At 39.2% G+C, this 14,503-nt stretch carries 10 protein-coding genes; 3 read left to right on the forward strand and 7 right to left on the reverse strand.

All coding sequences use genetic code 11. From position 1 onward, the window contains the following. Positions 1 to 129: 129 nt before the first annotated feature. The gene (gene mdlD / locus B3E00_RS20615; protein WP_209579568.1) at positions 130 to 1,449 is read right to left on the reverse strand and encodes an NAD(P)-dependent benzaldehyde dehydrogenase MdlD; all 1,320 of its coding nucleotides are present in this window, start codon (positions 1,447 to 1,449) and stop codon (positions 130 to 132) included. Positions 1,450 to 1,592: 143 nt separating this feature from the next. Then, positions 1,593 to 2,273, reverse strand: a complete 681-nt coding sequence (locus B3E00_RS20620) for a type 1 glutamine amidotransferase domain-containing protein (protein WP_209579566.1) — start codon at positions 2,271 to 2,273, stop codon at positions 1,593 to 1,595. Positions 2,274 to 2,605: 332 nt separating this feature from the next. Between B3E00_RS20620 and B3E00_RS20625 the strand changes: the two genes are divergently transcribed. Next, entirely contained in the window at positions 2,606 to 3,307 is a 702-nt protein-coding gene (locus tag B3E00_RS20625) for a VIT1/CCC1 transporter family protein (protein WP_293939896.1), read from the forward strand. A 49-nt stretch (positions 3,308 to 3,356) separates the two neighbouring features. On the opposite strand, the gene B3E00_RS20630 is transcribed toward B3E00_RS20625, so the two are convergent. The 5 genes from B3E00_RS20630 to B3E00_RS20650 form a co-directional block, all read right to left on the reverse strand. After that, the gene (locus tag B3E00_RS20630) at positions 3,357 to 4,094 is read right to left on the reverse strand and encodes a hypothetical protein (RefSeq protein ID WP_293939897.1); all 738 of its coding nucleotides are present in this window, start codon (positions 4,092 to 4,094) and stop codon (positions 3,357 to 3,359) included. Between the two features lie 181 nt (positions 4,095 to 4,275). Continuing rightward, a complete protein-coding gene (locus tag B3E00_RS20635) occupies positions 4,276 to 4,899 on the reverse strand; it encodes a hypothetical protein (protein ID WP_293883324.1) in 624 nt (207 codons plus the stop codon). A 519-nt stretch (positions 4,900 to 5,418) separates the two neighbouring features. Continuing rightward, positions 5,419 to 5,808, reverse strand: a complete 390-nt coding sequence (locus tag B3E00_RS20640; protein ID WP_293883322.1) for a RidA family protein — start codon at positions 5,806 to 5,808, stop codon at positions 5,419 to 5,421. 63 nt (positions 5,809 to 5,871) lie between these two features. Continuing rightward, positions 5,872 to 6,453 (reverse strand): Crp/Fnr family transcriptional regulator, encoded by a 582-nt coding sequence (locus tag B3E00_RS20645; protein WP_293883320.1) that lies wholly within the window; start codon positions 6,451 to 6,453, stop codon positions 5,872 to 5,874. Positions 6,454 to 6,495: 42 nt separating this feature from the next. Then, a complete protein-coding gene (locus tag B3E00_RS20650) occupies positions 6,496 to 9,375 on the reverse strand; it encodes a PAS domain-containing hybrid sensor histidine kinase/response regulator (RefSeq protein WP_293939898.1) in 2,880 nt (959 codons plus the stop codon). Positions 9,376 to 9,595: 220 nt separating this feature from the next. On the opposite strand from B3E00_RS20650, the gene B3E00_RS20655 reads away from it, so the two are divergent. Together B3E00_RS20655 and B3E00_RS20660 are read left to right on the forward strand one after the other, a co-directional pair. Beyond that, positions 9,596 to 9,991 (forward strand): hypothetical protein, encoded by a 396-nt coding sequence (locus B3E00_RS20655; RefSeq protein WP_293883316.1) that lies wholly within the window; start codon positions 9,596 to 9,598, stop codon positions 9,989 to 9,991. Between the two features lie 168 nt (positions 9,992 to 10,159). Beyond that, entirely contained in the window at positions 10,160 to 14,503 is a 4,344-nt protein-coding gene (locus B3E00_RS20660) for a CusA/CzcA family heavy metal efflux RND transporter (RefSeq protein ID WP_293939899.1), read from the forward strand.

Below are 14,503 nucleotides of genomic sequence, written 5' to 3' on the forward strand. Positions count from 1 at the left end.
AACAAAAATTGTGCAACTGTTATACTGCGTGAGGGATTTTTTTAAAGAATTTTGCAGTCGATGTTATTCAAGCATGCAATCAACATTATTCATGGATAAGTTGCTCATGTAAAATTCCATATTTATAACTTACTTAACTTGGAGAATTGATCGCTGATGACTGAAATTCTCCAGGCTGAATCTACCATGGTATTTACCCATTCCCGAGGTGCCTACTCCACCGAAAGGAAGATAATGCGAACCGACGTGGATCAATGTACTGTTAATTTCGGCATCACCGCTTGTTGTTCTAGCGATCACATCCTCCGCAAATTTTTGGTCTTCCGAAAATACATACAGTGCCAAAGGCTTTGGTCTGGAGTTAATTTCATTTAATGCTTCGTCAATATCAATATAAGTCAGGATAGGCAGTATTGGCCCAAATATTTCTTGTTGCATCACAGCATCATCCCAATTTACATCCGTCATTAGTGTAGCTTCGAAATGACGTGTATCAAGATCGTATTTACCTCCATAGATTACTTTTTCAGGTGCCGCATCAAGATAAGAAGCTAGATTTTTGATTTGATGCTGACTTACGATCTTTCCAATTTTCCCTAATGATTTATCTTCGTAAGTTGTTTTTAAATAAGAATTAAAATGGTCTATAAACGCATCTTTGACGGATTCATGTACATAGATGTAATCGGGCGCAACACAGGTCTGCCCGCAATTGATCCATTTTCCTGAAGAAATACGCTGAACAGCTTTCTCTAGATTAGCATCGTGATGAACGATCGTTGGAGATTTCCCACCTAACTCTAATGTAAGCGGTATGAGCTGCTCAGCGGCAGCTTTCATGATGATTTTACCGACCTTTGGACTTCCCGTAAAAAAGATATAATCAAAAGGTAGAGTCAATAAGAAGCTATTTTCTTCGATGGAGCCTTGAAATACGGCAACATATTTTTCATCAAACGCTTCTTTCACAATCTCTTCAATTACCTTTGCAACATGTGGTGTGTTTTCAGATGGTTTTATAATAGCTGTGTTTCCCGCCATAAGGGCGCCAATGAGCGGACTGAAAGTCAACTGAACCGGATAGTTGAACGGACCGATGATGTAATTCACACCGTAGGGCTCGTAAATATACTTGCTAATGACTTCAGCTCCTGAGGTATGCGGTTTTGATTTGACAAAGATCGGTTTTACCCATTCTTCCATATTTTGGATCATATCGTCAAGCTCATTGAGTACTATCTGAACTTCGGCATATTCCGCTTCTACCCTGCTTTTCCCAAGATCGATATTCAAAGCATCACAGATTGCGTCAGTATAACTCGTAAATACCTTACGGAAATTTTGCAATTGCATTTTGCGAAACGTAATTTCTTTCGTACTCTGCATTCTGAAAAAGTCTTTTTGTTTTTCAAATACGTCTTTTATCTTCTTTTGAATTTCAGTTTTCATTTTATTATTATTTTGTGCAGCTTCAAAATCTTTGTCCGGCATAGGTGTAGTGCGTGCATATTGTCCTTACGAATAGCAAGCAGTTGCGCGCTGCCGTTAAATTATAAAAGGCAGTACAAACTGCCTTTTACATAGTCTATAAATTATCTTTTAAGGAGTGTAATTAATTTCTCAGCCACAGCTTCTGACGATGCTGGGTTCTGTCCAGTGATAAGGAGACCATCTTCCACTACATGCACACCCCAGTCATCTGTTTTGGTATAATGACCGCCCAATTTTTTCAACTCATCTTCTACAAGAAACGGCACAACCTCTGTCAGTTTAACAGCAGCTTCTTCGCTATTAGAAAACCCAGTTACGTTTTTACCTTTAACAAATGGTTCACCATTCTCGAATTTTACATTTTTAAATACTCCAGGAGCGTGACAAACTGCTCCTACAGGTTTTTTGCTATTGTAAAAATCAAGTATCAACTGTTGAGAATCGCTATCATTTGCCAAATCCCAAAGCGGTCCATGACCTCCAGGATAAAATACAGCATCAAAATCGCCAGCTTTTTGGTCACTCAATTTTTGTGTATTCGCAATAATGCCCTGTACTTCCTTATCTTTATAGTATCGCTCGGTAGCCGCTGTCTGCGCATCCGGAACCTCACTATTTGGATCGACTGGAGCTTGTCCGCCCTTTGGAGTGGCCACAGTTATTTCAAACCCAGCATCCTTAAAAGAATAATAAGGTGCAGCAAATTCTTCCACCCAAAATCCTGTTTTATGTCCTGTATTTCCCAAATCATCATGGGAGGTAACTACAAATAGTACTTTCATGTTTTTTATATTTAGTGATTTTTACTTTGTTTAAAACCTCGATTTGTAAATCAAATTTACAAATAAAATTATGTTGTGCGAAATATAATATTGAAATACATATATCGTGACTTTATTTTTACCTTACTTTACGAATACCTGTTTGAGAAAATAATTCTAACACGTATGCCTGTCTAATAACATCGAATACTATAAAATGGTTGGCTCATTACTGTTTTAAATGTTGACCGAAAATACAATTGAGTGTTTTTAATTCAGTATATTTATAAGAAATAGATCCAATTATTGAACCGGAAAGCTAAAATGGAGCTGGGCATCCAATATAATAATGTATGATAACAATTGATAATTATCTCGACAATCATTACATCCACCGTAGTAACTGGCTCAGGGCTGCTTTTCTAGGTGCTAATGATGGTATTATTTCTATTTCCAGTTTGGCCATTGGTGTAGCTACCGCCAGTGTTGCGCGAGATCCGATTGTACTGGCAACAGTTGCTGGGCTTGTTGCGGGTGCTTTATCAATGGCCGCAGGTGAATATGTGTCGGTAAGCTCGCAGACAGATACCGAGATGGCCGACATCGAGCGAGAAAAAAAAGAGTTGCAGGAAATGCCTGAAGAGGAGTTGCAGATTCTTGCCCAGATCTACGAGCGGCGCGGATTAAAAAAAGAAACTGCCATGCAGGTTGCGATTGAACTTACAGAAAAAGATGCATTGGCTACGCATATCCGAGACGAACTTGGCATAAATGAAATTAGTCAGGCAAAGCCCATACAGGCTGCACTTGCATCAGGAGCTTCGTTTACAGTTGGAGGTATTTTGCCTTTATTGGTTATTCTTTTTGCCCCCGTTACTGGAATGGAATATTGGCTTTATGGATTTACAATCTTCTTTTTGATCCTTTTGGGTGCTATAGCTGCTAAAACGGGCGGGTCAAGTATAAAGAAAGCGATAATACGCATAACAGTCTGGGGAACAATAGCTATGGCCCTTTCTGCCGGTGTAGGTTATCTTTTCGGTGTTAATATTTAATATAAATTAGAGAACTACATTTCCCCTGGTGGTCTTTTTCATGCCGAAATTATTTTTTTAAGCTAAAAGCCATCGAAATACATATAATGATTAACAGTATAATCGAGAATACAAACAACAGATCGTACAGCCATGCGCCCTGTGGGTAAAAGGCATCGTTTGCTAAAAAAAAACGCTGCTGATTGGGGTTGTGTGGGTCATAAAACAATAAAGTTTCTTTTGCTTTATCTTTCTGATTCGCCCTATTTAACAATTCCACACGCATATTTTCAAAACTCCGATCACCCCAAATTGGAAAATATGAAAATCGCTTTTCAGCCTTTTTAACTTTTTGTTCATACGAGCTACCGTTTGCAGTAAATTGGTATTCCAAATCGATATAAACGTATTTGGTCCTCCCACGTTGTATATTACTTGTTAGATCTCGAATGACTGGGGTTACTGCAGTCCAACTTGGATGAGTCATCCTAAATTCTTTCCGATCCAAATACGGACTTACTGCAAAGACCGTTACGATTAGGGCATAAATAATGAATAACAAAGTGACAAAGGCACTGAGCTTGCTCATTGACATGCTAACGGGCTTTCCGTTGATCTCATACCGCACCTTCCTATTAATGTCTGAATTGCTTAATTTGCGGGCAATTATATCTCTTAATAGAAAATAGAACAACGAAGTAATTATAAAGGCATAGATTAGATAGCGATAGCTATTCATTATAAAAACGACAACAGCAACAAATCCCGCAAGCACCAACCATTGAACGATTTTCCAGAATATTTTCATTAGGCTTTCCTCAAAATAAGATCATATACTATTGTCTAACGGCTGCTTAATTTCACTGCGTCACGATTAGGACGAGGCTGAGCAAAGAACCGAAATTTTAAAAATTTAAAAAAATAAATATAGTAGATGAGCACATCTATAATCGTGTTGAATGAATATTTCGATATAAAATTAATAAAAATTAATTTAGCGACGTTATGCTTAGCATAAGACTTCGTATATCCTGTTGAATTGATCGAATGGTCGCCTGCAGTTCATTGTGCATATTCGCCAGATCATGAAGCTCCTCAGCTGCAAACACCCCGCCATCTCTAAAGTAGAGTTCCTCCAATGAACTTTCCTGCTGATCATCCAGGCCATACTGCAACCAACGTTGGCGAGTTGTCTCGATTAAAGAGAGATTTTTAGAATTACTAAAATTCTTCTCAGATATAATGCCCCAAATGGAACTTGGATAAATCTGTGCGTTATTATTTTGATACCATATACTTTCGAGCATATTACGCTGCAGGGTCATCCGGATCTTTTTCCCTTTAGGATTTAATGTCATAAATCCTAAGGCAGCTGTACCCAGACCTCCTGCAATGCTAAGTCCATTATTGAGCTCCTTGTTGTTTACTGTCGTTGCGGTTACAGGCGTAACTGCACCTAAAAGGATGGAAGCTACGGTAAGTCGAGTCTGACTCTTTGCATTAAGACCATCTATGTAGTTCGCGAGCTTATCAATACGTTCGCCATTACAATCAAGTTCCGCTGCAATGGCATTCAATTCGGACTCAAACAAGATATATTTTTCAGTCATCATCTGTTTGGCAACAAGTTTTCTTGCAGAATCATCATCACTATTTACATAATCTAGTACTTGAGCGTGATAGGTTGAGGTATTTAATCAGAACAAAATTATGTGGAGAGAAATGCTTTACAAGTTGTAGACTATCAGAATTAGAAATTTGTTGCACTGGAATGGATTGATAGGTAACATTTGGCATGCAATAATTCTTAGTCAAGGTCTGTACCTGAACAGTATTGATTAAGGATGAACAACTTGTCAACAGCGCTAATGAAAAAAAAATCAGAGAAATCGATGAAAGGACTATTTTCATAATAGGGTCGTTTGTAATCTTCCAAATAACATCAAACGATCTAAAATGTTTTGGTACGTATAAAGGTTATTTTATGAATAATTTTTATAGCCGTATTACAGTGAGTTAAAAAGGAATGTTAAAAATTACAATATCAATGAAACACGGAAAAATCATCCATTAATGATCCCTTATAAATCCTTTCCGCCCAGAATTAGCGCTAATTGCTGGGCGAAATAATTTTATTTGACAACTGTTGCTTCGAATTCAATCTTGAGTGTCTCAAAAAGTTTGTTAACTTCCATAACGGTGGTTGCCTGCTGTAATTGGTGCTTTTTAATCCAGAGCTGAAGAACATCGAAATTTTTAAATAACTCTTCCTGTTCGGTTGTGTAAACATTAAGTCGAACAATATTCTTTATTTCAAATTGAGACTGAAAAATGACTTTTTCAAGATTTTCTAGCGCCATCAATATCTGGGTTCTCATATCGGCGTCGCTAGAAATTCCATCATCGTCGATTGCTGTCTGTCCTGAAACATACAGCGTGCTCCGTGCATTTTTAACTTCTACAGCTTGCACATAGTCTCTAGCATCCTGCCACTGCCAAGGGTTGATAACTCTCTTTTCCATGTTATTTATTTTAGTTAAAGAAAGTTCAAAGTTCGTCGAAATGAATGCATGTTTTGTGTGACATTAATCACAATAACTTGGGCTCCGAAAAAATCGGCTTAACGTTTCCCTTGAAACTCCAAGATAAAGTGCCAGCGTAGTCTTGGGAATCCGCTGTAGCAGTAGAGGATAATATTTAAGGAAATGCTCGTATTTTCCTTGTGCAGATAAGGTCATGAGAGAAAGAATCCGGTGCTGGCTGGAAATATGGCCTCTTACAGCCTTGTTTAGAAAAAAATGAGTCATTTTGGGAACTTCTTGCAGCAATCGATGGTATCCCCCGTACGAAAGTTTTAAAACTCTGGTATTTTCAATACATCTTAACGATTGCGAAGCTCTAGTTTGGGTATAGAATGCATGGTAATCAGTTTCCCACCAGGCATCCATAGCAAATGATATAATGTGCTCATTAGCGTGATTATCCATAACCGAAAGTTTTACAAGTCCCGATAAAATAAAGTACATATGTTCCACTTTATCGTTCTCTCGTATAATGAAATCTTTCTTTTTAAACGTATCGCTAACGAAGAATGTCATAATGTGTTCTATTTCCTTTTCGGAAACATCGATTGTTTGCTTTATATCGTTGATCAGAAGTTGGCTCATGTCTAGCAAATATATGAATATGCGTATTATGGATAAACTTTTTTAGTATCGTGGCAACCATTTGTACAATAGCTCCGTCAACGTTTTCTTAACAAAGGGTGTCACCGCAAAATCGTCCATGCCAGACGCAATACACCTTTCTTTCTCACCTTTAATATTACTCGCAGTCAATGCTATAATCGGTGTACGATTTTCTTGGTCCTCATTTTCTCTGATTAATTTGCTTAATTCATAACCATTCATCTTAGGCATTTGAATGTCCATGAATACCAAATCTGGCGCATGTTCCTTAAATAATTCATACCCCTTCACACCATCGGAAGCCTCTATGATCTCAGCATTAGGAAGAAGATTCTGCACAATAGTATGGGTGAGTAACATATTGAATTTATTGTCTTCTATAATTAATATTTTGTGTTTTGACTCCAAGAAAATGGTTTCTTCATCTTTGGATCTGACTGATTTAACATGCTGTTTTAATACGCCAACCAACACAGAATATAACTGATCGATCTTAAAGGGTTTATTAATAGAAGGAGTGAATTCACTGTTAATACTATCAGCGGCATGGCTTTCTACGGTAGATAACATTAAAACAATCGGCTGTTCAGTATCATTGTTGATTAGTTTTTCTCTAATTTTTTTTATTGTATCCATACCGTTCATTACAGGCAGATCATGATCAATAATAATCATATCATACCGATGTCCTTTGGCTAATAATTGGAGAACTTCAAATCCGTTATCAGCTAAAGACACATTGACTTTCTTCATATTTAACATTAATGCAGTATTAGCTCTGTCGGTATCTTCCCGAGCCACAATCAGCATATGTAAGGACTCCAAAAGTTTCCACTCATATACCTCACCTTTTAAGGATCTTATGGTTATTTCGAAATAAAATTTGCTCCCTTCCCCATATTCACTTTCTAATTTTAGTTGACTACTCATCATTTTTAGCAACTGATTTGAAATACTAAGTCCAAGTCCAGTTCCTCCAAACGTTTTGCTTATTGAAGCGTCTTCCTGCGAAAATGCTTCAAATATTTTTTCCTGTCTGTCTGGTTTAATACCCATCCCGGTATCAGTAACACTAAAGCGTAGCGTTGTGGTGCTGCTGTCGGTAGAAAGTACATCAGCAAGAAGCTCAATCTTTCCCTTCTCAGTAAATTTTAACGCGTTGCTTAGTAGATTCATGAGCACTTGTTTTAATCGAAGAGTATCAACCCAAATATAATGCGGTAACGATTCAGATAAGCTCAACTTAAAATCTAACTTTTTGATTTTTAATTGAGGATCGATCAAACTCGTTAACTGAGCAAGCATTTCGTATAAATCACTTTTCTCAACTAAAAGTTCTAATTTCCCTGCTTCAATTTTAGAAAAGTCAAGTATATCATTGATAACTCCCAAGAGAAGATTAGCGGACTGATCGATGATAGATAGATACTCTTTTTGTGTAACATCAAGTTTTGTACGACTCATTAAATCCGTAAAACCAATAATTCCATTAAGAGGTGTGCGAATTTCATGACTCATATTAGCCAAAAATTCAGATTTTGCTTCACTTCCCTGGTCAGCAAGTTTTTTAGCTTTTTTTAATTCTTCACGCTGCAAAACACTCTTCGTGATATCGGTGGCTATGCAAAGATAACCTATAATCTGGTCCGAAATATCCCGAATTGCCGTAACAGCTACAGATACATAAAGTTGGGTCAAATCCTTTTTTACATATATCCATTCTCGCTGCTCTGATCCATAACGTTCCGCATTCTCAACAAATACCCTAAATTCACTAACAGGATAGCCCAGTTCAATTTCCAATTCATTGGCGCGTCCTTTTATTTCATTGCTACTATGAAATAATGTTGGGCTAATTTTTCCGATAACTTCCTCACTGCGATATCCTAAAAGGTTTTCAGCTCCCCGATTAAAAAGTGTTATCAACCCTTCTGAATCAGTTGCAATAATGCCTACTGGAGTTGTAGCGTTTAATACATCTTCAAGCAGTTTTTTTGACTGCATCGAATCCTCCTCAGAACGCTTTCGCTTATCAACATCCTGAAAAGTCCCATATAGTCGAACGCATTTCCCATTATCAAACGCTGCATTTCCAAGGACTCTAACCCATAGTCTTTGGCCTTGATATGTTTCAATCTCCAATTCCAGATCCCAAGGTGTTCCAGTAAAAATAGCGTCATTCATAGCCCTAACAATTTTCATTCTATGTTGCGGATCCTTGTAAAAATCAATTGCTGTTTCGACAGTAGGATTATAATCCATAGAAACGCCATGGATAGTTCTAGTCATTTCAGACCAATTGATTGAGTGTTCTATTAAATCATACTCCCAGCCACCTACCCTAGCCACTTTACTCGTCATGTCTATTGTGGATTTTACATATGCCAATTCACTGCTTAGATTAAAACGGCTATTCCTATCGTAGAGCAGTTCAAGCACTTCGAGGCATAATAATGATAAGAGCGTATGTTGATTATCATCAATGTCTCTAACATTGCTATCCATAACGCTTAAAAAACCAACCGTCTTTCCATCTGGATTTTTTAGTGGTATTTCCAAGTAGTACATAATGTTATATTCTTGGAAAACCACGGAATTACGCAACAAACATCGCTCATTCTTCAGATCTGAAAGCTCTGAATGAATACCATCATCAAACATATAATCCAGGAACACTTTGTCTACACTGACATTTCCTTTAGCATCGTGGAAGTATGTACCGACAAAATTTCGATTATTATCAAATAAAGTTAATATGGCCATCTCCGCATAACTGATCAATTTAGCCTTAAGGAGCACCCGAAAGAAATCATCCTTAATCATATCAGCTATCAGCCTATAATTTTGATCAGCTACGAAGTGAAAAGTGTTTTCGTTTTTAGGATATCTTTGGTTGTGCATAAGGCCATAATATGCTAGAGAAATTTAAAATATATGAACAAAACAACCGTGTTAATCAAATGGTTTTTTAATAAAAAAGATTTAAGTTGAATTATAGCTTACTGGTGCCCTCCTAATTAAACTAGTTACTGAGTAATAAAGCTTGAGTAGAAAATAAAATTCAAGAAAATATTTGATGGCAAAACAAATTCAATACTATTTTTTAATAACTTTGTATAGGATGAAAAAAATGCTTGCTATATGCTTTTTGACGATCTATATCGCCTCTGCAACAGAAATTGCGCAGTTGTTGCGGTTTCCATTGTTGATTGAGCATTATTTTGAGCATAAGGCGAAAAATCCACAGCTATCTGTCTTCGAATTTCTAAAGATTCACTATAATGGGGATCACCTGGAAAACCATCCACATGATGACGACTTTGAAGAAGATCAGAAGCTCCCATTCATAATGCATACAGCTTCATACTATGCTGTTTTTGTTTGCCCTCCCACTATAGAAGTGGAAATGCACAATAGCTCCCAACCGAAGCAGCATACCACTACTCCAATCCATAACGATCGGTTTATAGACGATACATTTCTTAGTTCCATCTGGCAACCGCCAAAATTCTGTTAATATATTCCTCTTTTTATTAGGATAAAGACGTCCGCAGTTCAGCATCTTTCTTGACAGTAAATGCCTATAATTTCTGTATTGGAAATACGGAAGCATTTTTCAATGTCAATATATTGCTGTTCATTCATGTCTTTGTCAAAACTTACGATTTAACAGAATCAAATTGATATGCTTACGAAAATTATTGAGTTCTCTGTAAAGAACAAACTCATTGTCGTGCTGTTGATGTTGGCTTTGATCGGTGTAGGTGCTTATCAGGTGACGAAATTGCCTATTGATGCCGTGCCCGATATTACCAACAATCAAGTGCAGGTCATTACAATAGCTCCATCCTTTGGAGCAACAGATATTGAAAGGCTCGTTACTTTTCCAATCGAACAGGCCAACAGTAATATTGGTGGATTACAGGAAATCCGGAGTTTTTCGCGATTTGGCTTATCCTTGGTAACCCTTGTTTTTGATGACAATATCGATATCTATTGGGCGAGGCAACAGGTAGCTGAGCGTCTCCAACAGGCGCAACAGGAAATCCCACCTGGTATAGGTTCTCCGCAGTTAGGTCCGATTTCAACAGGTCTTGGCGAAATATACCAATATGTTATTCGCCCGGGGCATGGATATGAGGGTAAATATAATGTGACTGAGCTCCGTACAATCCAGGACTGGATTGTCAGAAGGCAGCTGCTGGGTGTTAAAGGTGTAGCCGAAGTCAGCAGTTTTGGCGGTAAACTTAAACAGTATGAGATCGCTGTAAACCCCGACAGGCTAAATGCTTATGGGATTACCATTAACGACGTCTTTGATGCCCTCAACACCAACAATCAGAATACCGGCGGTGCTTACATCGAAAAAGGACCGACAGTGCTTTACATCCGAAGTGAAGGATTGGTTGGCACGATTGAAGACATTCAGAATATTGCGATCACAGGGAAGCAAAATAACTTACCAATTTTCATTCGGGATGTAGCCGATGTCCGCACGGGCTTTGCAACGCGATATGGTGCCATGACCTACAATGACAATGGTGAGGTGGCTGGAGCCGTCGTCATGATGCTTAAAGGAGCCAACAGCAGCCAAGTGATTGCGGATGTAAAGGCCAAGGTAGAGGAAATCCGAAAAACCCTACCCAAAGGAGTCGTCATAGAGCCATTTCTAGACCGTACCAAAATGGTCAATAATGCCATCAGCACCGTGCAGATAAATCTTTTGGAAGGCGCACTTATTGTGGTCTTAGTGCTGGTCCTCTTTTTGGGCAACATACGCGCCGGATTGCTCGTAGCTTCCGTCATTCCGCTAGCCATGCTTTTTGCAATCTGTATGATGAACCTTTTTGGGGTGAGTGGTAACCTAATGAGTCTTGGTGCACTGGATTTCGGATTAATCATTGATGGGGCAGTCATTATTGTTGAATCCGTCATGCATCAGCTTATGCAACAGCAACGATTCAAAGCCCTATTCAAAGTGCCCGCTTCTGAAATGGACGATTTGGTAACAGCATCAGCCGGTCGCATGATGAACAGTGCTGTCTTTGGACAGATCATTATTCTGATCGTTTACCTTCCAATCTTAACGTTGCAAGGAATCGAAGGCAAAATGTTCAAGCCTATGGCCGAAACGGTTGCTTTTGCGCTATTGGGTGCATTCCTTCTATCGCTCACCTATATTCCGATGATGAGCTCATTCCTACTTCGGTCAAAAAGTAACAGACCTTCGATTTCGGATAAGCTGATGAAAAGACTGGAAAAGTTTTATCTACACACACTACTCAAAGTACTGCGAATTCCAAAGACAATTTTTACACTGGTGATTTTACTTTTTATAGGAGCTGTAGTGGTACTCAGTCAGCTAGGTGGTGAATTTATCCCTTCACTGGAGGAAGGTGATTTTGCGGTGGATACCCGCGTACTCCCGGGAAGCAACCTGACGACGACCATTGAAAGCACCCAGAAAGCTGCCCATGTCTTAAAGAGCAGATTTCCGGAAGTAGAAAAAGTAGTCACCAAAATTGGCAGTGGCGAGGTGCCAACCGATCCTATGCCCATGGAGGCATCGGATATGATGGTTATTTTAAAAGACAAGAAGCAATGGACTTCGGCACATACGTTTCCTGAACTTGCTACAAAAATGAGCGAAGCATTGAAAGATGTCCCCGGTATTACCGCGGGTTTTCAGTACCCCGTCCAAATGCGGTTCAATGAGTTGATGACGGGGGCACGTCAGGATGTTGTCCTCAAAATATTTGGAGACAACCTGGATTCCCTAACTTTACATGCTCAAAAAATAGGTAAAATTATCGAAACAGTCCAGGGAACCCAGAATCTTTACATCGAACCGATTGCTGGGCTTCCGCAAGTTGTCATATCCTATAATCGCCCCATCATAGCGCAGTATCACCTCTCGATTGCTGAAGTGAACAGAACCATCAATGCTGCCTTTGCTGGACAGCGAACAGGTCTGGTATTCGAGGGTGAGAAACGATTCGACATGGTCGTACGGCTTGCCGCCAGAGACCGAAATAACATTACTGATATCCGTAACCTTTTAATACCTACTCCCATGGGAAACCAAATTCCATTGTCCCAATTGGCCCGTGTAGAGATTGTACAGGGCCCTAACCAGATCCAACGGGAAAATGCGCAACGGCGGATTGTTGTCGGATTTAATATCAACGGTCGAGATGTACAAAGTATCGTTCATGACCTACAAGCTAAGATTGAAAAAGAAATCAAACTTCCAACTGGATACTCCATCAAATATGGCGGCTCTTTTGAAAACCTCAATAACGCCAAACAGCGCCTGTTGATTGCTGTACCTATTGCGTTAGCGCTAATTTTTATACTCTTATTCCTTGCATTTAAATCTGTTAGAGAAAGCTTATTGATCTATACAGCTATACCATTATCAATTATCGGTGGCGTGTTCTTACTGGCGCTGCGGGGAATGCCTTTTAGCATTAGTGCCGGAGTTGGATTTATTGCGCTTTTTGGGGTCGCTGTGCTCAATGGAATCGTATTGATATCTGAATTTAACCGACTTCGAAAAAGCGGCATCCGTAATATTGTGCGTATTGTCGTTGATGGTGGAGAAAATCGGTTACGTCCTGTTTTAATGACCGCATCGGTGGCCTCACTGGGATTTATTCCAATGGCGCTGAGCAACGGAGCTGGAGCTGAAGTACAACGCCCTTTAGCAACTGTGGTTATCAGTGGTCTCCTTATTGCGACACTATTAACTTTATTTGTGCTTCCACTGCTTTTCGTAACGATGGAACGCGGATTTAAAACGCGTAAATTAAAAGGAAAGCAAATTGTACCGCTTGTGATAGCCTTTGTTGTTTTTGCAACAGAAAAATCCACAGCACAGACCAAGATCACTTTAGATCAGTCTATTGAACTTGCGCTCCAAAACAACCGAAACATAAAAATTGAAAAACTGCGTGTAGCCTATGCAAAGGCAATGATAGCGACATCCACTGCTGATGTTCCTCAAACGGACCTAAGCTTGGATTACGGGCAGATCAATAGCGCCTATCAAGATACAAAAATCAGTGTCAGTCAACGTTTTGGATTTCCTGCTGTCTACAGAAGGCAACGCGCACGCTATACCGAAGAATGGAAAAAAAGCCAGCTCAATGTCACTCTCAAAGAGTTTGAGCTGAAAAAGGCTGTCAGTCTAACCTACTATAACATCTTGTATTGGCAGCAAAAGGAAATACTTTTAAACGAGGCATTGTCCCTTTATAGCGGCTTCCTTGACAAAACTATACTACGTAAAAAAGCAGGAGAAAGTAATGCCTTAGAAAGCGCAACAGCGGCAAATCAAAAGGCAGCAATCACAATCCAATTGAGACAGGTGGCTGATGAACTAAAAGTCTTTCACCTCCAATTTCAATGGTTGCTAAATACACCAGAAGCCTACAGCCCTATCCAAGTGGAAAAGACTATTTTCGTTCAGTCATCGGTAGTCGATCATCCTTTACTCAAAGTACTGGAACAAGAAAAGATAATCGCAGCTCAGGCGACTGCAGTGGAAAAATCCAGGCTGCTTCCCCAATTACTGCTAGGCTACAATCTGAATAGTTTTAAAGGTGCAGGGCCTGATAACAGAATTTACGAAGCGAGTCCAAGATTTCATTCGGTGCAGTTAGGGCTCTCCATACCGGTATTTTCGAGCGGACAGCGTGCCCGGATCGAAACGATGCGCCTGGCTGAAGCCATTGCCAGCGATGAATTGCAAAATGCACAATCTGCGCTTGAAAGACGAGCCCAAGAATTTTCTCAACGCTATCAGACCAGTCTTGCTATTGTCAATCAATATGAATCCGAGGGACTCAAAAATGCAACAATAGTTTTTGAAACAGCACAGAAGCAGTTTTCCAATGGAGCAATTGACTATCTCGAATTTGTCACTTTAATCAATCAGGCGATCTCGCTGAAAAGTAGCTATACAGATGCATTGTGGCAGCTCAATGAAAATGCCATTCAACTTCATTACATCATGATAAATCAATAG

It is taken from the genome of Sphingobacterium sp. UBA5996 (assembly GCF_002429765.1).
GTDB lineage: Bacteria > Bacteroidota > Bacteroidia > Sphingobacteriales > Sphingobacteriaceae > Sphingobacterium.